25 protein-coding genes and 3 pseudogenes are annotated in these 22,574 nt (G+C 54.8%); 13 read left to right on the top strand and 15 right to left on the bottom strand.

From position 1 onward, the window contains the following. The first annotated feature begins 80 nt into the window (after positions 1–80). Positions 81–578, top strand: coding sequence for a GAF domain-containing protein (locus AC0V61_RS07080; protein ID WP_486156555.1), 498 nt, complete (start codon positions 81–83; stop codon positions 576–578). Between the two features lie 205 nt (positions 579–783). Continuing rightward, positions 784–1,863, top strand: coding sequence for a hypothetical protein (locus AC0V61_RS07075; protein WP_486156554.1), 1,080 nt, complete (start codon positions 784–786; stop codon positions 1,861–1,863). 36 nt (positions 1,864–1,899) lie between these two features. On the opposite strand, the gene AC0V61_RS07070 is transcribed toward AC0V61_RS07075, so the two are convergent. From AC0V61_RS07070 to AC0V61_RS07050, 5 genes and pseudogenes are all read right to left on the bottom strand, one after another. Beyond that, the gene (locus tag AC0V61_RS07070) at positions 1,900–4,668 is read right to left on the bottom strand and encodes a carboxypeptidase-like regulatory domain-containing protein (RefSeq protein WP_486156553.1); all 2,769 of its coding nucleotides are present in this window, start codon (positions 4,666–4,668) and stop codon (positions 1,900–1,902) included. A gap of 43 nt (positions 4,669–4,711) precedes the next feature. Then, positions 4,712–5,548, bottom strand: a complete 837-nt coding sequence (locus tag AC0V61_RS07065; protein WP_486156552.1) for a fimbrial biogenesis chaperone — start codon at positions 5,546–5,548, stop codon at positions 4,712–4,714. 219 nt (positions 5,549–5,767) lie between these two features. Next, the gene (locus AC0V61_RS07060; protein WP_486156551.1) at positions 5,768–6,316 is read right to left on the bottom strand and encodes a DUF4402 domain-containing protein; all 549 of its coding nucleotides are present in this window, start codon (positions 6,314–6,316) and stop codon (positions 5,768–5,770) included. Positions 6,317–6,575: 259 nt separating this feature from the next. Beyond that, positions 6,576–7,572, bottom strand: a pseudogene (locus tag AC0V61_RS07055) (ParB/RepB/Spo0J family partition protein). Beyond that, a complete protein-coding gene (locus AC0V61_RS07050) occupies positions 7,569–8,348 on the bottom strand; it encodes a ParA family protein (protein WP_486156550.1) in 780 nt (259 codons plus the stop codon). Before AC0V61_RS07050 ends, AC0V61_RS07055 begins: the two are co-directional and overlap by 4 nt. Here AC0V61_RS07050 and AC0V61_RS07045 point away from each other — a divergent pair. Then, a complete protein-coding gene (locus tag AC0V61_RS07045) occupies positions 8,290–8,454 on the top strand; it encodes a hypothetical protein (RefSeq protein WP_486159618.1) in 165 nt (54 codons plus the stop codon). The genes AC0V61_RS07050 and AC0V61_RS07045 overlap by 59 nt on opposite strands. Here AC0V61_RS07045 and rsmG read toward each other — a convergent pair. Beyond that, positions 8,400–8,936, bottom strand: a complete 537-nt coding sequence (rsmG, locus tag AC0V61_RS07040; RefSeq protein ID WP_486159479.1) for a 16S rRNA (guanine(527)-N(7))-methyltransferase RsmG — start codon at positions 8,934–8,936, stop codon at positions 8,400–8,402. The genes AC0V61_RS07045 and rsmG overlap by 55 nt on opposite strands. On the opposite strand from rsmG, the gene AC0V61_RS07035 reads away from it, so the two are divergent. After that, a complete protein-coding gene (locus AC0V61_RS07035; protein ID WP_486159616.1) occupies positions 8,868–9,053 on the top strand; it encodes a hypothetical protein in 186 nt (61 codons plus the stop codon). The genes rsmG and AC0V61_RS07035 overlap by 69 nt on opposite strands. Here the strand turns inward: AC0V61_RS07035 and mnmG are convergent. The 3 genes and pseudogenes from mnmG to AC0V61_RS07020 form a co-directional block, all read right to left on the bottom strand. Beyond that, positions 9,038–10,897, bottom strand: coding sequence for a tRNA uridine-5-carboxymethylaminomethyl(34) synthesis enzyme MnmG (mnmG, locus tag AC0V61_RS07030; RefSeq protein ID WP_486159477.1), 1,860 nt, complete (start codon positions 10,895–10,897; stop codon positions 9,038–9,040). The two genes, AC0V61_RS07035 and mnmG, sit on opposite strands and share 16 nt — an antisense overlap. Positions 10,898–10,975: 78 nt before the next feature. Further along, positions 10,976–12,258: pseudogene (mnmE, locus tag AC0V61_RS07025) on the bottom strand (tRNA uridine-5-carboxymethylaminomethyl(34) synthesis GTPase MnmE). A gap of 24 nt (positions 12,259–12,282) precedes the next feature. Then, positions 12,283–12,543, bottom strand: coding sequence for a DUF6489 family protein (locus tag AC0V61_RS07020; RefSeq protein WP_486156549.1), 261 nt, complete (start codon positions 12,541–12,543; stop codon positions 12,283–12,285). A gap of 102 nt (positions 12,544–12,645) precedes the next feature. On the opposite strand from AC0V61_RS07020, the gene AC0V61_RS07015 reads away from it, so the two are divergent. Continuing rightward, positions 12,646–13,053 carry a nuclear transport factor 2 family protein gene (locus tag AC0V61_RS07015; RefSeq protein WP_486156548.1) on the top strand — a complete coding sequence of 136 codons (408 nt, stop codon included), beginning with the start codon at positions 12,646–12,648 and terminating at the stop codon, positions 13,051–13,053. On the opposite strand, the gene AC0V61_RS07010 is transcribed toward AC0V61_RS07015, so the two are convergent. From AC0V61_RS07010 to hemE, 6 genes are all read right to left on the bottom strand, one after another. Then, the gene (locus AC0V61_RS07010) at positions 13,037–13,468 is read right to left on the bottom strand and encodes a hypothetical protein (RefSeq protein WP_486156547.1); all 432 of its coding nucleotides are present in this window, start codon (positions 13,466–13,468) and stop codon (positions 13,037–13,039) included. The two genes, AC0V61_RS07015 and AC0V61_RS07010, sit on opposite strands and share 17 nt — an antisense overlap. A 42-nt stretch (positions 13,469–13,510) precedes the next feature. Next, positions 13,511–13,723: a BLUF domain-containing protein gene (locus AC0V61_RS07005; RefSeq protein ID WP_486156546.1), complete on the bottom strand. Its 213-nt coding sequence runs from the start codon at positions 13,721–13,723 to the stop codon at positions 13,511–13,513. Then, positions 13,723–13,902, bottom strand: coding sequence for a BLUF domain-containing protein (locus AC0V61_RS07000; protein ID WP_486156545.1), 180 nt, complete (start codon positions 13,900–13,902; stop codon positions 13,723–13,725). Before AC0V61_RS07000 ends, AC0V61_RS07005 begins: the two co-directional genes overlap by 1 nt. A gap of 42 nt (positions 13,903–13,944) precedes the next feature. Beyond that, positions 13,945–15,210, bottom strand: coding sequence for a transcription termination factor Rho (gene rho, locus AC0V61_RS06995; RefSeq protein ID WP_486156544.1), 1,266 nt, complete (start codon positions 15,208–15,210; stop codon positions 13,945–13,947). A 238-nt stretch (positions 15,211–15,448) separates the two neighbouring features. Then, positions 15,449–15,901, bottom strand: coding sequence for a CopD family protein (locus AC0V61_RS06990; RefSeq protein WP_486156543.1), 453 nt, complete (start codon positions 15,899–15,901; stop codon positions 15,449–15,451). A 21-nt stretch (positions 15,902–15,922) separates the two neighbouring features. Then, a complete protein-coding gene (gene hemE / locus AC0V61_RS06985; RefSeq protein ID WP_486156542.1) occupies positions 15,923–16,939 on the bottom strand; it encodes a uroporphyrinogen decarboxylase in 1,017 nt (338 codons plus the stop codon). Between the two features lie 332 nt (positions 16,940–17,271). Between hemE and AC0V61_RS06980 the strand changes: the two are divergent. From AC0V61_RS06980 to AC0V61_RS06945, 8 genes and pseudogenes are all read left to right on the top strand, one after another. After that, positions 17,272–18,116: pseudogene (locus tag AC0V61_RS06980) on the top strand (pyruvate, water dikinase regulatory protein). After that, the gene (locus AC0V61_RS06975) at positions 18,113–18,703 is read left to right on the top strand and encodes a Maf family protein (protein WP_486156541.1); all 591 of its coding nucleotides are present in this window, start codon (positions 18,113–18,115) and stop codon (positions 18,701–18,703) included. The pseudogene AC0V61_RS06980 and the gene AC0V61_RS06975 overlap by 4 nt, the downstream one beginning before the upstream one ends. Further along, positions 18,700–19,623, top strand: coding sequence for a shikimate dehydrogenase family protein (locus tag AC0V61_RS06970; protein WP_486156540.1), 924 nt, complete (start codon positions 18,700–18,702; stop codon positions 19,621–19,623). The genes AC0V61_RS06975 and AC0V61_RS06970 overlap by 4 nt, the downstream gene beginning before the upstream one ends. After that, entirely contained in the window at positions 19,550–20,146 is a 597-nt protein-coding gene (gene coaE, locus AC0V61_RS06965) for a dephospho-CoA kinase (protein ID WP_486156539.1), read from the top strand. Before AC0V61_RS06970 ends, coaE begins: the two co-directional genes overlap by 74 nt. 39 nt (positions 20,147–20,185) lie before the next feature. Next, complete coding sequence (gene dnaQ / locus AC0V61_RS06960; RefSeq protein ID WP_486156538.1) at positions 20,186–20,887, top strand: DNA polymerase III subunit epsilon; 702 nt, start codon at positions 20,186–20,188, stop codon at positions 20,885–20,887. A 47-nt stretch (positions 20,888–20,934) separates the two neighbouring features. Then, on the top strand, positions 20,935–21,498 hold the full coding sequence (gene hpf / locus AC0V61_RS06955; RefSeq protein WP_486156537.1) for a ribosome hibernation-promoting factor, HPF/YfiA family: 564 nt from the start codon (positions 20,935–20,937) through the stop codon (positions 21,496–21,498). Between the two features lie 162 nt (positions 21,499–21,660). Further along, positions 21,661–22,125, top strand: a complete 465-nt coding sequence (locus tag AC0V61_RS06950; RefSeq protein WP_486156536.1) for a PTS sugar transporter subunit IIA — start codon at positions 21,661–21,663, stop codon at positions 22,123–22,125. Further along, positions 22,115–22,570 (top strand): PaaI family thioesterase, encoded by a 456-nt coding sequence (locus tag AC0V61_RS06945; RefSeq protein ID WP_486156535.1) that lies wholly within the window; start codon positions 22,115–22,117, stop codon positions 22,568–22,570. The genes AC0V61_RS06950 and AC0V61_RS06945 overlap by 11 nt, the downstream gene beginning before the upstream one ends. The last annotated feature ends 4 nt before the right edge of the window (positions 22,571–22,574 follow it).

The following is a 22,574-nucleotide window of genomic DNA, read 5'->3' as shown; positions in this document are numbered from 1 at the left end:
GCCCGATAAGGCAGGGCGCAGCGATGCTCAACAGGCAAGTGGTGATCTCACCTCGGATGCGTCTTTAAGGACAAAGCACTATGTTTGATTTCAAACCCGATCCGGCCATGGGAAAGCCTGAGCTTTACAGGCAGTTGCTCGAGGCGGCCGACGCTTTGACAACCGGCGAGGAGGACGCGGTTGCCAATATGGCCAACGTAGCAGCTTTGATCTGGGAATTTGTGCCAGGCCTCAATTGGGCGGGATTTTACCGTATGGGACCAAACGCTTCAGGGGCTGAAGAGCTGGTGCTGGGACCGTTCAACGGGCGACCCGCCTGCATCCGCATCCCGCTTGGGCAAGGGGTCTGCGGAACTGCGGCGCAAACCGCGAAAACCCAATGTGTGGAAGATGTTCATGCTTTTCCCGGACACATCGCCTGTGATGCGGCCAGTCGCTCAGAGCTGGTTGTCCCTGTAATGAAGAATGCGAAAGTCGTGGCAGTTATCGATCTCGATAGCCCGGAAAAAGCGCGGTTCACCCAAGAAGATATCGATGGCATCGAAGCCCTTGCGCAAATGCTCACATCACGGTTCTGACGCGGATTAAACGCGCATCTCGCGGTGCGAGACAGGTCATTACCATTGCACATGCTTTCGCCCCGTTTCGAGACACGGTGAGACTGGCGGTTTGGATCACTGACCAGCGTGATGCTAATGATTTAGCAAGCATTTTTCTGACGCGCTGAACGCGATTCGCAGGGGTTCAATCCCTGCAGTTCTCGGGCGCAAAAGGGGATTTAAGATGACACGCACCGCTCTTACACGCACCGCTTTTGCAGGCATTGGTCTTGCAGGCGCTGCCTTTGCTCTTCCGACAGCTGCCGCTGCGCAAGATTTCATGCCCGACCTTCCAGAGGTAGGCGTCCTTAGCGATGCGCAAGCGCGTGATCTGCCACCCGAACTGCAAACTGCGCCTCGCGTTTCAGAGCGCGTTGCCACAACAAGCGTTCAACCGCGCGGTGAGACAACCATTGGTCCAGACGGTGTCGAGACAATCACACGCACCCGGCGCATCACCCGCCGCACTCCTGTTGCTCAGGGCCCAGCGAGTTATGTGACCGAGGAAGAGTACGAGGTTCAACTTCCGGCGCTTCCAAATGGCGCTCAGCATGCAGGCCATGGATATGCGCAAGGGTATGCTCCGGGCTATGCTGGCCATTATGCACCTGCATACACCCCAGGCGCGCAAGTCTTTCAGCGTGAACAGTGGATCGCAGAGTGTGAAAACCGGACCGATGGATACCGCGGCCGCAAGAAAGGCGGCATCATCGGCGGTCTGCTTGGTGCTGTCGCCGGTGGGATCATCGGCAACCGTGCATTTGATAGCGAGCGCCTGGGTGGCACTCTGCTTGGCGCAGGTGTTGGCGGTCTTGGCGGCGCGCTTCTTGGCAGCCTGATTGGCGGTGGTCGCAATGATCGCGGTGAGTATGACTGTAAAGCAGCACTCGATGCGTATCTTTCGCAGTATGTGCATGGTGGTCACCGAGTGGCTGCACGCACCATCCCTGCACCCGCGCCCGTTTATGCAGCGCCTGTTCACGCAGCGCCCGTCTACGCAGCACCAAGCTACACCTACGCAGCGCCGCAATATTACTACCAGCCACCGCAACAAATCACCTATGTTCCAGTCGAGTATCAGCAGCGTCAGCGCGTGATTGTGCGTGAAACGGTCCGCGAAGAGGTAGTGCCAGGCGCGTCTCGGACGGTGCCTGCGCCGCGCCCAGCTCCGCAACCCATTGCGCGGCCGGCGCCGCAACCGATCAAAACTCTGCCCGCACCGCGTCAAATCAAAACGCAGCCGCGCTACATCAAAGGCAATTGATTTCTGCCCAGACTTTTGAGGGCAGACGTATTGGCGCTAATCAGCGCTAGCAGCAGCGATTACGGGACCTGCCGGGCGTAAGTCTGGCGGGTCCTCGTCTTTTGCATGGGTGAGTTTGACAGTGCCAAAGCGGATGATGTCTTCACCCCTACCAATCCTGAAGACATCCCCTCCATCTTTGAGCGGAAGGGCCGCACGCACGTTGAGCGCTTTCACTGCCTCATCAGAAACCCGCAGGCGATACTCACCATAAGGAACGCGTTGGAAGAGGAAGAATCCATCAAACTCGCTGATCGTTTGAGCTGCGATTGCGCCTCTTTTGTCGATCAACTGTAACCGAACCCCTGATTGCGGGGTTCCTGTCACACTCAGGAGTGACCCCTCAACTTCGCCTGTGGGTGAAACTGCCAGTTCGACCCGGGCGGCAACGCCTGGGCGAGGGGTTACAACAATCCCCTTTGAGGCTGGCGCAAGAAATGGATCTTCAAGTGTGCTTTCGTCAATTCCGACGAGCACAGGCTGGAAGGGCCGAAGTTCGTCCACAATCGCAGTTCCATTCTCGCCGGTTATGGCATCGGTGCTGCGCAACCCAGCCTCAACAAGAACATTTTTGAGCACCGCTTCTCCTTCATCGCGGCGAGCATTGCCGTTGTCATCGCGAAAGACAGTAACCGCTGCAGCACCATTTTTTGCAAGTTTTGAATGGGTTACACGCACTCCGCCAGAGGTCGGATCAGGTCCTAAGCTAAAGGCCGCCTGAATCCCTGCGCCGATCCCACCGCTGGAGGTGATAAATGCGTCCCCGCGCAAAGAGAACTCCTTGAAGCGATGAGTGTATCCAGCAGTTAAGCGGAATTCATCATTGGCAGAGGTGTAATCAAGGTCGCCCTGCAAAGTTCCTTCTTCTTGAATGTCGGCTTCGACCCGGACCGTTGCAGAATCCAAGCCCTTATTGGGTCCTGCCGCGCTAAACACAGCATTGCCCCTGACCCGAAAGTCGCGCCAGCGTCTGTTGGCAATGATCGTCACATCAGTTCGGTCGTTTTGCGGTCGTCCACTGTCTTTCTCATGCAAAATTTGCGCAGAAATCGACGTCCGACCCGCGTTTACCGAAGTGATCAAGCTGAAAGCATTCACAGATTCGCCATTTGGGCGCTTGGAATGGCTAACTGCGCCCTGCACTGGGAGTGAAAGCCTGCCCATCTGTAACGCAGTCGAGAAATTCACCGACCCTTGATAATCAATGTCGTTTTGCGAGAATTCTCCACGAAACTCGCCTAAGAAAACTCTCGCATTGGTGCCGAAATTCACCTTGCCCACGCGGCCAAGCGTGTTGAAGTCGGCAACCACCCCGCCGCCAAACTCATGGGCCGCCGCAATCTCAGCTTGGGCAAAGGAAAAGGAATGGGTAAGCGTCGCCTCTGTGTAGGTGCGCCGCGATCCATTTCGGAACAAATTGTGAACACCCAGACCAACGCTGGTGCGCTTACTCAATCCACGCTCAACACCAGTGCCCCATCGCCATTCGCGTGGTTGCTGGTTGGGCAGGTTCCCAAGAGATCGCAACTGGATAAGGTCGCGGTTTTCCTGAACCACCCCGGCCCAATACAGTGTTTGGCCTGGTTCAATCTGGCTGGTTCCAACAGGAACGGATGAGCGTTCGCGCCTTATTTGGCCCTGCGGTCCATAAAGCACGACTTCAAAATCATTTCGGCCAAAGAAGAGATCGACATCGATAAACTCATATCGGCCGTCATCGCGAGAACCCTGAAACGCCAGCAATTGGCCATTGCGATAAAGCTCTGCGTCCCAGCCTGAAGGCAAGGTCCCGCGTAGGACGGTCGTTGAGAAACGAGATGTTTGATTAAGCGGGCGATTGGTGATGAATGCACCACGTCCCACACCTGTTTGTCCGACCAGCCGGCCCGGCACCGTCTCAACATCGCCAATCGCCACGTCGGTCGCGCCAAGTGGGCCAAGAAGGCCCCCTGAAGCGTCGCTGCGGTACGCACGAACGCGCACAGTTTGAGGGTTGAGATTGTTATCGGTGCTAACGCGCGCGGTGTAACTCGCGCCAAGGGCCTCACCGGCGGCAAAAAGCTCTATGCGCCCGCCCAAGCCGGAGTTGTCCCGGACCTCTACATCGGCAACCACATCCACAGAAGGGGTGCGCCAAGTGCGATATTCCATCTTCGATTCGGGATATTGCGATAAGTCAAACCCTACGCGCTTTGGACGAATGCGTTCTGCGCGCTTTCGGCGTTCAATTGCGGCCATAAAGGGCAGGTCTGTCTCGGACTCTAACCTGACGCTGGCGTTGAATAGATCGGGCTTGAAGTCGATGCCAAACCACGTTGAAAGCGCATCGGTATCAACGCACCAACCCTCTGGCGTGTCGTAAATTTCGTTAGCGAGCGGCACGGGACCTGCGCCGCCCCCTTTATTGTTCACGTTTTGTACTGTATTTGAGGAGCGATCAATTGTGATTTCCTGATCCTCTGCAAAGAGCCAGCCAGTTGCGCGGCGCGACTTTTTGTCGATGCGGATCGGCAGGTCAAGTGACTGCACGACATCAGCCAGATCAAGGCAAACGCCGCGATCGGTCTGATATCCGCGGACATCATAGGTAAGCTTGAAGTTCTTAATGTTGAGCTGGAGCAGGAGGGCATCGTCCTCATTGGCTTGCCAACCACCAGGGTTGCCACTCGCATCTTGCGCCGCCACCCCGTCTGCCTGCGCAAACGCACTAAGCGCCACTGCGAGACCCGCAGCGGCGCTAAGAATTGGTTTGCGTCGTATTGTCATCGGATAATGCCCGGGCATGAACCCGGTTGCTAAAGGCTGAGCCTTAGCTGATCATTCCATCGACGGATGCGATAAGCCCGCCGCCATTTTCAGGCAGGTCGCGGTATTCAATCCGCCCCGGTCCACGAATAACCGCGGCCTGTTCAGGGGTCAGCTTCACTCGCACTTGGCGCGTGCCGATCTCAGGATAAACTGCGATGCCTCCTGCAAGCAGGATGGGCTTTTCCATACCCGGCTTCACGACGCTAAGCGCCCCATAGGTTGAGCTATCACCTGAACGCTCGATCGTCATCGCAAGCTCTGGTCCATCCTCGCCTTGGATGATGCTCGGTTGGGTCAATGCCACCTGTGCTTCGACGCGGCCATGGCGCACAATAATCGGGATCGTGATGCCATAAATCGGGACGAGCTTAAATTTCACCTCATTGGTCTGCGCTTCTTCTTGCGTAACCTCGCGCGGGCGCGGGATCGCTTTGAAAGACATGTGCACACGGTATTCGCCGTCAGGCAGCTCAGCACCAGGACGCGCGGCAAGCCGAACCGCCTGTGGTTGCCCTGGAGGTAAAGCAATACGGCGCGGCGCGTAACGGATCATGCCAAGAGATGCTTCTTCGACATTGTTCGCATCAACCTTCTCGACCGGTACAAGCTGCCCGTCCTCGGTCATCCGGCGAAGCTCTAGCCCGATGCGATACGTTGCTTCTTCGGAGCCGATATTGCTCAAGATCACTTGCGTACCACGCGACCCATCAAGGATAACCCGGGTCGGCGCGACCAAAAGGTCGCCCTGCGCATAAATCGGAGCGGCCACAACGGCGGCCCCGACAGAAACGATTGTTGCAGCCGCCCTAATGGTTTTTATCAATGAATTGCGGAACATAGTTCTGGTCGCTCCCTGGCGTATCTGCCCAGTCGCATCTGGGCCTCCTAGTGTTTTCACCTAGGTTTGGTAAGCAAACAGGGTTAAGAATGGCTAAAGAAGCGTGAGGCTTATAACGCCAAGTTATACGTAAAAAGCCGCAGCCTTTTTCGAAGGCTACGGCTTTTTGCGGTTCTTATTTTGGCGGCACCGACATTGTCCGCGCCGCCAGCTCAGGTTTTACTGATAAGAAACAGTCACAGTGAACTCACCTTGATATGTGCCAGCGATTTCGCTGCCGTCGAGAGTGATTTCGCCGCCGATGTTGAATGTTTCGTTGCCGCTGAACGTGGTGAAGCCACCAAGTGAACCATCGTCGAGCGAGGTGAGCTCAATGTTGTGCTCAGCAAGCGTCGACCCTGCGTTTGCAGTGTGCGTGAGTGAAACAGGGTTTGCAACAAGGTCCTGAACAGTCACGTCGATGCTGCTGTTTGCTGCGCCGGTGACAGTGAATTCTGCTGGCTGCTCTGTGCCAGCTGGGCCGCAGATCACGTCAGAGTTACAGTTGCGCGTGCCATTGGCTGCGACAGTCACAGTGCCACCGGTTGAGTTGGCGTTGAGGATGAGTGAGCCGAAGTCGAGGCCCTCATCATTGGTGAGCTGAAGCGCTGCAAGGATCTCAGCCGTTGCATCGGCGTTGTCTGAAACCTGCGCTTGAGCAGCAGAGCCCATGCCTACAGCGGCAAAGAGTGCAACACCGGCTGCGGCTGTGCGGAAAATCTTGGTCATTGGTTGGTCCTTCCGAAAGTGTCTTGTATTCCCATTGTCAGGATGACCAAAAAAGCACTTTCGCAACCCGTCGCGAATCACTGCACCCAGTCATCCTAACCGAACGGGTTTCGCCCCCGTTCGACGTTGATAGGTAGAACTACGCAGGTTCCGCTTTCGTTTTTAGTTGTGGTTAACAGCGCGGTAGGAATTACGCTTGCGACCGCGCAGGCGGCTGAAAACGTGGGTTTTTCGGCATTCTCACCCGCAATGTTTCTTCTTAAAAATCGCCGCCCGTTAGCCGCTGACAGACCAAATCAAGCTGATCAAGTGACCCATATTTGATCGTGATGGCCCCGGATTTCGGATCGGCATCCGCTTGAATCTTCACCTTCAAGCCCAGGAACTCCTCAAGGTGGCGTTCAACAGCGACAATATCAGCGTTCTCACTTGGTGCAGCTACAGGCTTATCGCTCGGTGCCTCACCCTTCACAGCTTTTGCAACTTTGCGCACAAGCTTTTCGATTTCTCGAACCGAGAGATTATCGTTTACCGCCTTCTTGGCGAGCGCTGCGGCATCCTCCTGACCGATAAGCGCTCTCGCGTGGCCCATGGAGAGCTTCCCCCTCGACCAGATCAAGGACCTTCTCAGGAAGACCCAGCAGACGCTGAATATTGGCCACATGGCTACGTGACTTTTCAACCATGCGGGCGATCTCGGCCTGTGTCATGCCTTCCTGATCAGAGAGACGCTGATACGCCCTCGCCTCTTCGACGGGGTTGAGATCCTCGCGTTGAAGATTCTCGATAAGGGCAAGCGCCATCACCTCACGCTCACTGAGATCGCGAACAAGCGCGGGCATCTCGTGAAGTCGCGCCTTTTGAGCCGCCCGCCAGCGCCGCTCACCAGCTACAAGCTGATAGCGTCCTTTCGCAGCAGGGCGAACAATGATGGGTTGAATAACTCCGCGAGCAGCAATCGAGGCGGCGAGCTCTTCCAAGGCCGCCTCGTCGAAATGCTTACGCGGGTTTCCGGGCAAGGGATCAATCGTAGCAATCGGGAGAGATTTAAGAGACGAAGCAGAAGTCGCCACCGATTCCTTGTGCAGCTCAGGCGTAAGATTATGATTATCAGACGTTTTCTTGGAAACGAGTGGCTCTTCTCGCTTGGTTTCGCCAAGCAAAGCGCCAAGGCCCTTCCCCAGCTTCTTCTTTCGATCGCCAGGAGCCCTTTGCGGCACGGAAAAGCGAATGGGGTCTGTTGTTTTGTCGCTCATGCTGCAGCCTGCCTTTCAGGAGGAAAACGCCCAATAAGTTCACGTGCAAGCCCAATATAGGCACGGCTACCCACGCAGCTATGATCATAAACCAAAGCCGGAAGCCCGTGGCTGGGAGCCTCTGATAGACGTACATTGCGAGGAATGACGGTCTCAAACACCAAATCCCCGAGGCAATCGCGCACGTCGTCTGAAACCTGATCAGTCAAGCGATTGCGACGATCATACATGGTGAGCGCCACACCGATAATATTGAGCGTAGGATTAAAGCGCTGTTGTACCTGTTCGACGGTCTGAAGCAGCTGGCTCAGACCTTCGAGCGCGAAGAATTCACATTGCAGTGGGACAAGGATTGAATCGGCGGCACAAAGCGCATTCAACGTCAAAAGACCAAGCGATGGCGGGCAATCAATAAAGCAGATATCGTGATCAACATGATTATGAAGCGCTGCGCGCAAACGCTCGGTCCGCTCGTTAACCGAAACCAGTTCCACCTCTGCCCCGCTTAAATCGACGGTGGCCGGGACGATATCGAGGCCGGGAATGCTTGTCTCAACTGCAGCCTCTGCGATGGTGAGCCCTTCAACAAGCAGATCGTAGCTTGAAAGTTCGCGAGTCGCGGCCTCAACCCCCAGACCTGTCGATGCGTTACCCTGAGGATCAAGATCGATGAGCAATGTGCGCCACCCCGTCGCCGCCATTGCGGTGGCCATATTGATGGCTGTTGTGGTTTTCCCCACCCCGCCCTTCTGGTTTGCTATGGCAATTGTCAGCACCGAAACTCCCTTTCTCGCTTTTTCCAAACAGCCAGAAACTGGCGGCGCGGTCTATTTGCTCACGATGATCCCTGCATCTTCATCGGTCAATGAGTGTTTCACGTGAAACATGCTCCGAATCGATGGTTTGGCGTTGTCCAATTCGTGCGCCGCTGACCGCCCCTTGGGCAAGAGGTAGCGCGTCTGCTTTGTGGAGAAGGGTGCGGATAAGCGGAGGAGTTTTTCCAATGGTGCAAAAGCCCGTGCTGAAATGACACGTGCTGGGAATGGTTCAACCAGCTCCAATCGTTGACCAAAAACCCGGCATTTGGTCAGGCCAAGCTCAGAGACACAGCGTTCGAGGAACTCAACTCGCCGCGCTCGCGACTCCACAAGTGCAACGGGCATATTTGGGCACAAGATAGATATGATCAGTCCAGGAAGACCCGGCCCACTACCAAGGTCCAACCATGGAGCAGCAATGGGTTGTTTAAGGACGGCGTCATCAACCAGTTCAACTAGCTGAGCGCTGTCAGCGATATGGCGCACCCAAAGGTGCTCTTCACTCGGCCTGCTGATAAGGTTCTGGTGTTGGTTCTCTTCGAGCAACAAGGCATTGAACGCATTGATGCGATCAAACGCCTGCCGATCGCAAAGCCTTTCGACATACGCCTTGGCCTGTTCCTCGTTAGTAAGATGGGCGCGATCGGTCACGCAGCTGCCTGAGCCTGCTGGCGGCGCGCATGAACAAGCAAGGCAGAAAGAGCAGCCGGTGTAATTCCGGGCACACGCCCTGCAGCAGCGAGGCTCGCTGGGGAAGCCTTTGACAGACGCTCAATCATTTCGTTCGAAAGACCTGGGACCTGATTATACGGGAAGTCTGACGGCAGCGACAATTGCTCACTCGCCCTCAAATCCCTCAGTTCAGATTCCTGCCGTGCCAGATAGGGCGCATAAGCGGCATCCTCAGCCATTTCGTCAGCCACAAGCCTGTCTTCATCGCGCAGACCATCCAACCAAGGGGCCAAGCTAGCAAGTGTCACACTGCCATGTTGCAACCACTCAGCGATGCTCTTTTCGCCGATATCTCGGCGTACCTTGAGCCCTGCATCGTCAAGCTCTCTTGAATGCACTTTCCTGGCGAACAACGCGCCCACTGTTTCACGTGAAACGCTGCGTTCCTCAAACCACGCCTTGCGCTCTTGGCCTATACAACCAGCGTCGATGCCAAGCTGTGTTAAGCGCGTGGACGCGTTGTTTGCCCGCAACCGGAGACGATATTCCGCCCTCGACGTCAGCATCCGATAAGGTTCGCTCACACCCTGCAAGGTGAGGTCATCAATCATAACGGCGATGTAGGAATTGGCTCTATCGAGCGTTGGAGAAGACTTTCCTAGAACCGACGCAGCCGCCTCGAGCCCTGCAACCAAGCCCTGGGCCGCGGCCTCCTCATATCCGGTTGTGCCGTTGATCTGCCCGGCGCAATACAAGCCTGGAATTGCCCGCAGTTGAAGGTCCGGCGTCAAGGCGCGCGGATCGATGTGGTCGTATTCGACGGCATAGCCTGGAACGACCATTTCCACTCGTTCCAAACCCGGCATCACCCGAAGCATATCGTGCTGAACATCCACAGGGAGCGATGTGCTGATCCCGTTTGGATAGATAAGATGTGTGTCTAGACCTTCAGGCTCCAAGAAAATCTGGTGCCCATCCCTATCGCCAAACCGATGGATCTTATCCTCGATCGAGGGGCAATAGCGCGGGCCCGCAGCCCCGATTGCCCCTGAAAAGAGCGGCGACCGGTCTAGATTCTTTCGGATGATGTCGTGCGCCTCTGGGGTGGTGCGTGTGATTGCACAAAACACTTGAGCATTGCGCCGAGTCTTTGTGAGTGCGGACATGGTCCACGCATCATCATCCGAGTGTTGTTCGGCAAGCTGCGACCAGTCAATCGTACGACCATCAAGACGCGGAGGCGTGCCGGTTTTCAAGCGAGCCATCGGCAAATCTGCGGCCCTGAGCTGCTGTGCTAAGCGCGTGGCCGCATTTTCTCCTATGCGCCCACCTTCAAATCGCTCTTCACCGCGAAAGAGGATGCCACCCAGGAATGTGCCCGTGCACAAGATTACATGCGCACACGAAAGCTTTGTCCCATCTGCTAATTCCAGACCGCTCACTCTTCCGCCGGACAACTCTAACGCTGCGGCCTCACCTTCTACAAGGGTCAGGTTCTCTTGAGCCCGGACTATGCTCTGCACTTCGGCTTTGAACAATTTGCGATCAGCTTGAACCCTTGGGCCCCAGACCGCGCTTCCTTTTGAGCGATTAAGCATCCGATAATGGATCGCCCCAGCATCTGCTGCTCGTCCGATCACGCCATCGAGAGCATCGACCTCACAAACCAGGTGACCTTTGCCAAGACCGCCGATAGCAGGGTTGCAACTCATCGCACCCACAGCTTCAAGATCAAAGCTTACGAGCGCCGTGTTTGCTCCCATGCGCGCAGATGCGCACGCAGCTTCCACACCGGCATGACCGCCACCAATAACCAAGACGTCGAAAGTTTGCATCGCTGCCAGATAGGGGGTCACCCTCGCCTCGTCAAAGCTGTTTCACGTGAAACACTCAAACGGCTTTAACACTGCCAACTATTTACCAATACAAAACCGTCCGAACAGAGCGTCGAGCATATCTTCCGTGGTCGCACGTCCGATCAGCCTGTCGAAAGCAAGCCGAGACCGTCGTAGCTCTTCCCCGATCAAAAGGAGGTCATCAAGCGCAATTGCCGATACCAAAGCAGTATGGGCTTCACTCACCCTGTCGTGCTGCCGCGTATTTAAAACCGCTTCCCCAGCCTTGGGTAGCGCCTCTTTTGCCAGAGCCACCAGCGCGTTCTTAAGCTCACTTACACCATCGCCGGTTTCGGCAGATAGCGTATGAGCTGCTCCCGGCTTTGGCACAAAGTCTGGCGCATCCTCTCGTGCAGCGATTTCAAGAGCACCATCGGGCCCTTCCCCCTCGCCTCCGAGCCAAAGCACGCAGTCTGCACGCTCCAGCTGCTGATGTGCACGATCGATACCAATCGCTTCTATTTCTTCAGCACCCTCCTTGCGAAGCCCCGCCGTATCAACGAAGACAAACGGGACGCCCAAAATTGCCACGCTGCGCTCAATAACGTCGCGCGTAGTTCCTGCAATTGGGGACGTGATTGCGGCCTCACTCTCAACAAGCGCGTTGAATAAGGTCGATTTGCCCGCGTTTGGTGGTCCCGCAAGAACCACCCTAAAGCCATCTTTAAGGCGCTCTGACCGCGGGCGGTCCAGCCATTCGGCCAAAGTGTCAGCGAGAGTGCCAAGTTCAGATGACAGACCCGGTGGCAATTCACCCACGTCATCCTCATCCGAGAAATCCAATGCCGCTTCCACTTTTGCCGAAAGACGAAGCACATCGTCGCGCCAGCCTTCGACTAGGCCTGAAAGCTTGCCGCTTACGTTCCGAATTGCGGCCGACCGCTGCAATTCTGTTTCTGCTTCCAGAAGGTCTGCCAAGCCCTCTGCCTGCGACAAATCAATTCTGCCGTTCGCAAAACTGCGCCGAGTAAATTCACCCTCTTCAGCCGGGCGCACACCGTCCATAACGCCAAGCTCATTGCAAACGGCGGCAAGAACAGCGCGCCCGCCATGACAATGAAACTCGGCAAGATCTTCCCCGGTCGCCGTTTGAGGTCCAGGAAACCAAAGCACCAGCGCTTCATCAAGGAGCTCGCCGCAAGCTTTGCGCAACCGGGCAAGAGATGCTCTGCGGGCTGACACAGCCCGCCCTGCGAGCGCCGTTAATGCATCACCAGCTTTGGGGCCGGTTACCCTGATGACCCCAATAGCTGCTGGGGGGAGCCGCTTGAAACTGCAAATATGGTATCTGAACCAGGCATCACCGAGCCAACCCAAAAAAAGGCCTAATCTTGCGACTTTGGTTTCTTGCCAGAAGAGCCTGCTCGCATACCGCCTTCCACAAAGCTCTGGAACATCTTGAGGCCCATCTGACCCATCGGTGCAAGCGCTTGGGCATATTCTTGGAGCTGCGCAGGGTTTTGCACACCCTTCATCGCGTTCGAGATATTCTCTACATAGAGGTTGTTGGCCTCGCTCACATCAGGCAGCCCTAGGAATTCGCGCGCTTCTTGCGGTGTGCAATCGAACTCAACATTTATCTTCATAGCCGTCTTCCTCTCACAACTCTTGTGAATTCAGGTTTGCATCACACTCACCACAATCGCTAGGTTTGTGTATTGCCCAAATCAGCGTGAGGGAAGAGAAGCATGAGAAATACTTCAAGCGCACATGCCGGCGTCGAGCATTGGCATAAGGTGAGCTCTTCAGGCAGCAAGGTCGAGGACCTGACCGAAATCCTTCATGAAAACGTCGTTTTCCACTCCCCAGTGGTCCACACGCCGCAAGAAGGGCGTCCTATCACAACCGCTTATCTATCAGCAGCGGCCAAAACTCTTGGCAATGGAAGTTTTGAGTATGTGCGCGAAGTTGTGGCTGACCAAACTGCTATCCTTGAATTCAAGACTGAGATGGATGGTATCCTTGTGAATGGAGTGGACATCATCACTTTTGATCAGGATGGAAAAATCATCGATTTCAAGGTTATGGTAAGACCCTTGCAGGCGGTCAACAAGGTTTGGGAAATGATGGGTGCCCAGCTCAAAAAGGGTCTGTGAGGAAGAAATCTGCCTTGCCTTGTGGATTGACCGGTGCGGTCAGGCTTTCTGATATGATGAAGCCTACAACATAAAGAGGTGGCATAGGGGTCAATGCTCCCATCGAGGCAGCGATTGCAATTGCCGCCTTTAATCCTGCCCAAGCCCCTAGAAACCGGATGAGGGCTTTAGTGGGCTCCTTGCGTTCTGTGATATCTTCCAAGGCGCCAGATTGACGAATGATCTGAGAAGCGACCTCGTGATCTTCTTGGGAAATCCAAAGCCGGTACCCACCAAGAGCATGCGACCAATACTCTGTCGTCCCTTGCGCATAACCGCCGATGTGCACCGGGATGCCGTAACCCTGCAGCATAGAGGCAACAACCACCGCTTCTGCACGTGAAACAGCGATTGATACTGTCACAAGATCGGTCAAGCGACGCCCCTCATGAGCCTCCTCAGCCGCATCACAAGGCCCCTAATTCAACATCGCGAAATTTAGGACAATCTTGCGAAGAGCGGGATCGATCGCGCTCGGCAATTCCTCCTCCAAACGCTGTTGACGCATCTCAAACGCCTCAGCGATAGCGATGCGTTTCATCGCCCAATCTGGACACACCCGCTCTTGAACATCACCCTTGTGCAATATGGCAACGCCCGCATGACGCGGATCAGACTCGATTGTCGCCATTAAGCGATCAAGCGTGCCCCCTCCCCTTCGAGCAATTGAAGAAAGTTGCGCCCGTTATAAAGCAAAAGGCCGGTCACATTATGCGCGTCATTATTGCGCGCACAGGTAGTGAGGATCCTATCCACCTCGTCGCGTGAAAGCCCCTGCGCGGTGCTGATATAAACATACTGGCTAATCAAGCTTCGACCCCTCCTTGGGCCACCTGACTTTTGAGGGTCATGTTATTGGTTCATCGTATCGAAGAAGTCTTCATTTGTCTTGGAATCCTTCATCTTATCAAGGAGGAACTCCATTGCATCGACCGTGCCCATTTGCATGAGAATACGGCGCAAGACCCACATCTTGGAAAGCTTATCCTTCTCAACCAGGAGCTCTTCCTTGCGCGTGCCTGATTTACCCACATCAAGCGCAGGGAAGATGCGTTTGTCAGAGACCTTGCGATCAAGGACGATTTCAGAGTTGCCGGTGCCTTTGAACTCTTCAAAGATCACCTCATCCATACGGCTGCCGGTGTCGATCAGCGCGGTTGCAATGATGGAGAGCGAGCCGCCCTCCTCAATATTGCGCGCCGCACCAAAGAACCGCTTGGGTCGTTGGAGCGCATTTGCGTCCACACCGCCGGTGAGAACCTTACCCGAGGATGGGACAACCGTGTTGTAGGCACGGCCAAGACGTGTGATCGAATCGAGCAGGATGACCACATCGTTCTTATGCTCGACCAAGCGTTTGGCTTTTTCAATAACCATTTCAGCCACTTGAACGTGGCGCGTCGCAGGTTCGTCAAAGGTTGAGGAGATCACCTCACCCTTCACGCTGCGCTGCATATCGGTGACTTCCTCCGGACGCTCATCGACCAAAAGCACCAGCAAAAACACCTCTGGGTGATTGTCGGTGATGGCCTTCGCAATGTTTTGGAGAAGAACCGTCTTACCCGTGCGCGGCGGGGCCACGATAAGAGCACGCTGGCCTTTACCTTGCGGCGAGATGATGTCGATGACGCGTGCCGATTTGTCTTTGACAGTCGGATCAAGCGTATCAAGACTCAGTTTTTCCGTCGGATAGAGCGCGGTAAGGTTATCGAAGTTGGTCCGCATGCGAACCGCGTCAGGGTCTTCGAAGTTCACAGTGCTCAAACTCGTTAGCGCAAAATAGCGCTCACCATCCTTGGGTGCACGGATCTCGCCCTCGACTGTATCGCCTGTGCGAAGACCCCATTTGCGGATCTGGTTGGGCGAGACATAGATATCGTCGGGTCCAGCAAGATAGTTCGCTTCTGGCGAGCGCAAGAAACCAAAGCCATCTTGCAGCACTTCAATTGTGCCGATGCCCATGATTTTCTCTTCATATTCCTCATCCTCCGCCAGCTCGCGAAGGATTGAGAACATAAGGTCTTGCCGGCGCATAGTGGACGCGCCCTCGACACCAAGTTCCTCTGCCATCGCGACAAGATCAGCCGGAGTGCGTTCTTTTAAATCTTTGAGATGCATGTGAAATTATATTCCATTCAATCAGCGCCTGTCATTCTGGCGCGAGGGGGAACCGATTGTCAGTGCCTCTGTGTTGCAGAGGTGCCTGTCTGACTGAACAGACAAAGGCGGGGCTTGGAGAAAGCAGACTGGCCAAACGCGTCGGAGCGCATAGCCTATCGATTTAGAAGTAAGCGAAATAGAGTTTGAAAACCTAGCGGTCAATCCACCAATCGCGCCAAGAAGCGATGGAGCGATTTCAGGCGAGGTAAATCCGCCCAAGATAGAGCACCACGATAATCAAAATCAGCAAAATCCCTGGAATTTCACCGGCTAGACGCAGCGCCTTTTCAGTTAGCGGACGTTCACCGCGCGCCATCTTTTTAGTCTGTGCAACAAGCCACCCATGATAACCCGACAGGAGTAACACCAGCGTGATTTTGATATGCAACCACCCTGCCGTGAACAGCTCCATCGCGTAGGCCTGTGTCAAACCAAGCACCCAAACGATAATCAGGCTGGGCGTCAAAATGATCTTGCGCAAAAGGCCCATACGGTGCGCCCACAAGGTTTCTTCCGGCGAACCGGGTGCGGCATCATGCATGTAGATGCACTGGCGCGGCAACATGAACAGGCCAGCGAGCCAGAAGACCATAAATATCACGTGCCCAATGGTGAGCCACGGATAGATTGTGAGAAGCACCTCTTGCATTGCCCTATCAGTCCTACCTGGTCAGCCCCGAACCGCTTTTAACAAGGTCTCAACATGTTCAATTGGAGTGAACTGACCAATCCCATGCCCCAGATTGAATACGTGCGGGCGATCTTCAAACGCTTTGAGGATGTACTGCGCACGTTTTGGTAAGGCATCACCGCCTGCCTCAACCAAAAGCGGATCGAGATTGCCTTGCACTGGCATGCCTTCAGGCAAATGTGCGTGCGCCCAATTTGGATCGAGCGATTCGTCGATGCCAACTGCATCCACACCCGTTTCGCGAGCATATGCAGGAAGCTTTTCGTTTGCGCCTTTTGGAAACCCGATCACGGGCGTCTCAGGGTGACTTTCTTTGATCGCTGCCGTGATCTTGGCGTTAGGAGCAATGACCCAGCGCTCAAACTCATCAGGTGCAAGGGTCCCTGCCCAGCTGTCAAACAGTTGCACCGCTTCGGCCCCAGCATCGATTTGCCCTCGAAGATAGGTGATCGATACAGAGGCGATTGCATCACAGATCGCCTGAAACTTTTCCGGATGTTGATAGGCAAAAAGACGGGTCTTGCCCTGATCTTTCGAACCCTCACCTGCGACCATGTAGGTCGCGACTGTCCACGGGGAGCCTGCAAAGCCGAGCATCGTCACTTGATCAGAAATCTGCGCCCTAGTCTGGCGGACGGTTTCATAAATCGGATCGAAGCGTTCAAAAGTTGAGGTGAAACTCTCAAGCTCTGTCTCCAAAAGCGTTGGAGAGAGCTTTGGCCCTTCGCCCGCCAAAAATTCTAACCCCTGTCCCATAGCGTGCGGGACAATAAGGATATCGGAGAACAAGATCGCGCCATCGAAACTAAAGCGCCTGATTGGCTGAACCGTTATTTCAGCTGCCGCTTCGCTATCATAGACCAGCTCGAGAAAGCCCCCCTTTTCAGCGCGAAGCTCACGATATTCAGGCAGATAACGCCCGGCCTGACGCATAAGCCAGACAGGGGCGATTTCTTGACGGTTACCCTTCAGGGTTTCGAGCAATGGACCAGGCATGGAGTACCTCTAAGCAAATAAATTATAATTATAAAAGGATTGATGGAGTCTGTTGGCCCTGTGGATATCGGGAATTACCGTCATATCCCTTATACGCAGGTAAAGGTCCAGCAAGATTTACACCATGCGAATCCGCAAGCGGTCTGAGTCAAGGCTAAGATATCCCCAAAGTTCCCAGCCTGTGGGCATCACTTGTCCCGTGTAGAGAAGAATTGAGAGGAAAAAGCTGGCATTGGGTAGGAAACTTCTTCCCATGCTTGTCGACGCTTTCCTCCCGTGGTTTATGCGCATGTCTGTCCACAAGCATCAAAGAGCATTACGCGAATCGATCAATGAACCGCCTCAATCTGCATCTTGTCTCTGACTCCACTGGCGAAACACTGGAAATGATCGCTAAGGCAGCGCTTGCTCAGTTCGATGATCCAGATGTGAGCCGCCACTTTTGGCCTATGGTTCGCTCGCGTCAGCATCTTGACCGAATTGTACCGGATTTGGCGGATAACCCTGGTCTTGTGCTCTTCACCCTCGTCAATCCTGAAACGCGGGCGCGGCTGGAGGATCATTGCCGACATTTGGGCCTTCCGGCAGTCCCGGTCCTGGATCAAGTAACCGCAGCGCTCGAAGCGCAACTTGGCCAAGAAGCCCACGGTCGTCCCGGTCGCCAGCACCTCATGGATGACGACTACTTCAAGCGCGTGGATGCAATCCAATACACTATTGCTCACGATGATGGCATTGCTCATGCTGACTGGGAGGAAGCCGATATCGTGCTTGCAGGAGTGTCGCGCACCTCGAAGACGCCAACGAGCATATATTTGGCGAACCGCGGCTTTAAGACAGCGAATATACCGCTGGTGCCTGAAAGCCCTCCCCCAAAGCGCTTTTCGGCTTGCGCCGCCCGCTCGTTGTTGGGCTTACCACGGCACCAGATCGCCTCATACAGATCCGCCGCAACCGGCTTTTATCTTTGAACGAGGGCACAGAGACCTCTTATGTCGATAATGACAAGGTGAAGGACGAGATCCAATTCGCGCGGCGTATGTTTGCCGACAATGGCTGGCCGGTCATTGATGTCACGCGCCGGTCTATCGAGGAAAGCGCCGCTGCGATTATACGGCTCGCCCAAGAAAGGCAGCGTAAAGATCGTCAGGTTGATGGAATCAGCAAACCAATATGACCAAACTCATTCTCGCCTCCAAATCGGCCTCGCGCCGAACCATGCTTGATGCAGCAGGTGTAATCTACGAAGCGTTGCCTGCCGACGTTGATGAGCGTGCAATTGAGGCAAGTTTAAGTGGAAGCGAACCCGGTGAAATTGCCGAAGCACTTAGCGTTGCTAAAGCTGCCGAGATCGCCAGATTGCACGCCGGTTCGCTTGTTTTAGGAAGCGATTCATTGGTTGTCGCTGATGGAAAGCGCTTTGATAAGCCGACATCGCGAGAAAATGCTCGCGAGCACTTGGTCTATTTTTCTGGCAAAACTATCGAATTACACAGCGCTGCTGCACTGGTTCGCGATGGTGGCTGTGTATGGAGCCATCAGGATTGTGCGCGGCTAAAAGTGCGCGATCTTTCCCCCGAATTCATCGAGCATTATTTGGAAGCCGAATGGCCCGAAATTGGATACACCGTGGGCTGTTTTCGTATCGAGGCTATGGGGGTGCAGTTATTCGAGCGCATTACTGGTGACCAGTTTACCGTTCTAGGCATGCCGCTTTTGCCGGTTTTAGGGGCCCTGCGTGAACATGGTGTGCTCGTGTCATGACCCGGTTAGCTCACGTAATCGGCGATCCAATTGCCCATTCAAAGTCGCCGGTCATCCACGGGTTTTGGCTCGAAAAGTCAGGCCTTGCGGGCAGTTATGAGCAGGCGCACGTCACGAGCGATAATCTGTCTGATTATCTGGAACAGTCAAAACGCATTGACCGTTGGGCCGGTTGCAATGTCACCATGCCTCATAAGCAGGCCATCATTCCATTCCTCGACACACTCGATCCGCTCGCTCAAAAATTGGCTGCAGTAAACACCGTCGTTCGCCAAGATGACGGCACACTCAAAGGTTATAATACTGATGTTGAAGGGTTTCTTGAACCTCTCAAAGACGTATTGGCTCAGCAACACCTGTTCCGGATGGCACGCATTCTTGGAACAGGCGGTGCTGCCCGCGCTATCATCGCAGGTCTTGCAAACCATGGCTTTACACTGGTGGTCGCAGGCCGAAATCCGCAGAAGGCCCGCTCTTTGCTCGAAGAACTTGCGCCCAAAGGTGAGCATCATGCGATCCATCTCGATCACTTTGCGCAGCCAACTGATTTTGCTTTCGATGACCGCGAAGGATGTCTTGATCTGGTCGTCAACGCCTCACCGCTTGGCATGAAGGGCAACCCTTCTCTTGCTTTTGATTGGAGCCACGCGCCCCCTGGCGCTATTGCCTATGACATTGTGACAAGCCCTATCGACACAGCTTTTCTCCAGAATGCCGGTGCTGCAGGACACGATACGATTGGCGGGTTTGCCATGTTAATCGGACAAGCTGCGAGCGCCTTTGAACGCTTTTTTGGTGCCCCCCTCCCCGCGAATTTGATGACGAATTGGTGGAGCTTCTCATCTCATGACACGCGCAAAAGTGATTGGCCTTACCGGTTCAATCGGCATGGGCAAATCAACCGTCGCACAAATGTTTGAACGCGCCGGAATTCCCGTTTTTGACGCCGATGCCGAGGTGCGCGCTATGCAGGGTCCGGGCGCAGAACTTGTCCCAATTATCGAAGAAGCATTCCCTGGATCGACCGGTCGAGACGGCGTTGATCGCGATAAACTTGGCAAGCTCGTTTTTGCCGACAAGGAAAAACTCGCCCGGCTTGAGGGCATTGTGCACCCTGCGGTGGGCCTCAAGCGCGCGAAGTTTCTCGAAGACAACGCCGATCAGCCTTTGATTGTGTTCGACATTCCATTGCTTTTCGAAGGTGGCGGCCATGCGATGGTGGATCACATTGTGGTTGTTTCTGCCCCGGCCAACATTCAGCGCGCACGCGTGCTGTCCCGTCCGGGCATGACAACTGAGAAATTCGAGCACATTCTTGGCCTTCAAACCCCTGATGCTCAGAAGCGCAAGCAAGCCGATTTTGTCATCGATACAGGCCTAACCCTTGAGGAAACAGAAGAAAAAGTTCGCGAACTTATCGAGACGCTAAGAGCCACCGCTTAGCCTCTTGCGCTTGGCTGCACATGGGTTGATACTCCGACCATGCGTGAAGTGATATTCGATACAGAGACCACCGGCTTAGACCCTAAGACAGGCGATCGGATGGTCGAGATCGGCTGTGTTGAAATGATTGACCGGGTGGAAACGGGCAATTCTTATCATGCTTACTACAACCCAGAGCGTGATATGCCCGCTGCAGCGGAGGCTGTGCACGGTCTTTCTGCCGACTTTCTTTCGGGAAAGCCGCTGTTTGCAGAGACAGTCGATGACCTTCTTGCGTTTCTGGGTGATGCCCCCTTGGTCGCGCACAATGCAGGGTTCGATTTCGGGTTTTTGAATGCAGAACTCGAACGCATTGGCCGTGAGCCGATCTCGATGGATCGCATGATCGATACGGTTGCTATTGCCCGCAAGAAACATCCCGGGGCAAAACTCTCTCTCGATGCGCTGTGCACCCGTTACGGCGTGGATCGCAGTCACAGGGTTAAACACGGCGCGCTTCTCGATGCAGAATTGCTCGCACAGGTTTATGTCGAGCTTAAAGGCGGGCGCCAGATTGGTCTTGAACTTACCGATGAGGGAATTGGAAAAGCGAGCGCCAGGCCAACCCATTCTCAGGAAACCAAACCTTCGCTGCCCCAAAAAACACGCAGGGAGCCGCGCCCCCATTGCGCTAGCGCCGCCGAACTTGCGACCCACAAGGAATTCATCGGCGGGATCAAAGAGGCTCTCTGGGTGAAATAGAATTTCTCTCATGACCCTAAGCCCGCTTCAAAGGGAGAATTAGCAAAATGGACATGCGTATTTCCGGCCATCAGGTCGAAACTGGAGCCGCGCTTCAGGAACACGCGTCTGAACGGCTTGGCGCGATTGTCGAGAAGCATTTTGACCGTGCCCTCTCATCGCATGTCACCCTTGGCAAGGGTCCTGCGGGCTCATTCACCTGTGATATCGTGATGCATGTGATGCAGGGCCTGATCCTCAAGGCGCAAGGGCAGGCGCATGATGCGCATCAGGCGCTGGATGAGGCATCAACGAAGATTGAAAAGCAGCTGCGTCGATACAAGCGTCGGCTCAAAGATCATCACGAACAAGCGATGCACGCAAGGGCACAAGAAGAGGCAGCTTACACGATTTTTGCGTCGCCAGAGCCAGAAGAGGAGGTTGTCGCCGACGCTCCGCCGATTATCGCTGAAACAAGCGTTGATGTTCCGGAATGCAGTGTTGCCGATGCCGTCATGATGCTCGATCTTCGCAACACGACGGCATTATTTTTCAAAAATGCTGGAACTGGCCGCCATAATATGGTCTACGCGCGCCCTGATGGTTCGATCGGATGGGTTGAGCCAAATTAGGATGATGGAAACCCGGAGGCGGTAGGGAACCGCGCTTTGAACCGGGACGTATCCGAGCCTCAAATGAAAGAAAAACCCCCGCGCCATATTTATGGCATTTTCTTTCGATAGTGGCCTGCGCTGACATTCCTTTGGGAGAGGGATTCAAATTTCGGGATTATCATGGACGTTAACATTGCAGTATTACCCGAGGCGGTCGCGATCGGTCGCGCGTCTTCGAGCCAACACGTTTTAAGCCAGCTATCTGATCTTTTTGCCTCCGTTTACGGCGTTGATGCCAGTGACGTACTCGAAGGTCTCGAGCAGCGAGAAGCGCTGGGCAGCACCGGTTTTGGCCGGGGTGCAGCAATCCCGCATTGCCGCTTGCCAGGTGTTGTTCGTCCCACTTTGGCTGTTCTTAAGCTCGAACAACCGGTGGACTTCAAAGCTGCGGATGCCGTTCCTGTCGGGATCGCCTTCGGACTTGTTTCACCAGAGAATGCCGGCGCAACGCATCTGCATGCCCTTGCAGCGATCTCACGGCTGATGAGGGATGAGGCTATGCTCAACGCGCTTACAGAGGCGCCCGATGCAGAGGCGATCTATGCGCTTTTGACCAATCAATTCTTAAGCCGTGATGCCGCCTGAGCAAATCGGAGCGCAAGGGCACTATCGCGCGCTTGAAAGGCTTTATGCCTCGGCGCCGGTAAACGCGCTGTTCCAATCTAAACTTGCAATTATCGGCGAAGGCCTCTCGCGGCTGACATTTGATATCACTCAAGATGTCTACCACGCAGCGGGCGCTGCCCATGGTACGATCTATTTCAAAATGTTGGACGATGCCGCCTTCTACGCAGCCAACACTCTTGCCACTGACACCTTCTTATTGACCACCAGTTTCAACCTGCACTTCACAAAACCCGTGAAGGAAGGCGAAGTGGTTGCAGAAGGCAAATGGGTGAGCGGCAAGAGGCGCGTGATGGTCGCTGAATCGCGGCTGGTTGATAGCGAGGGTGAAGAAATTGGCAGGGGCACCGGCACATTTATGCGCTCTCGCATCCCGCTTTCGAGCCTGCCGGGTTACTCAGGCTAGCCCT

The organism is Erythrobacter sp. JB1-4, from assembly GCF_057365025.1.
Note: the sequence above shows the minus strand (reverse complement) of the source record. Positions and strands in the feature narration are given on the sequence as shown.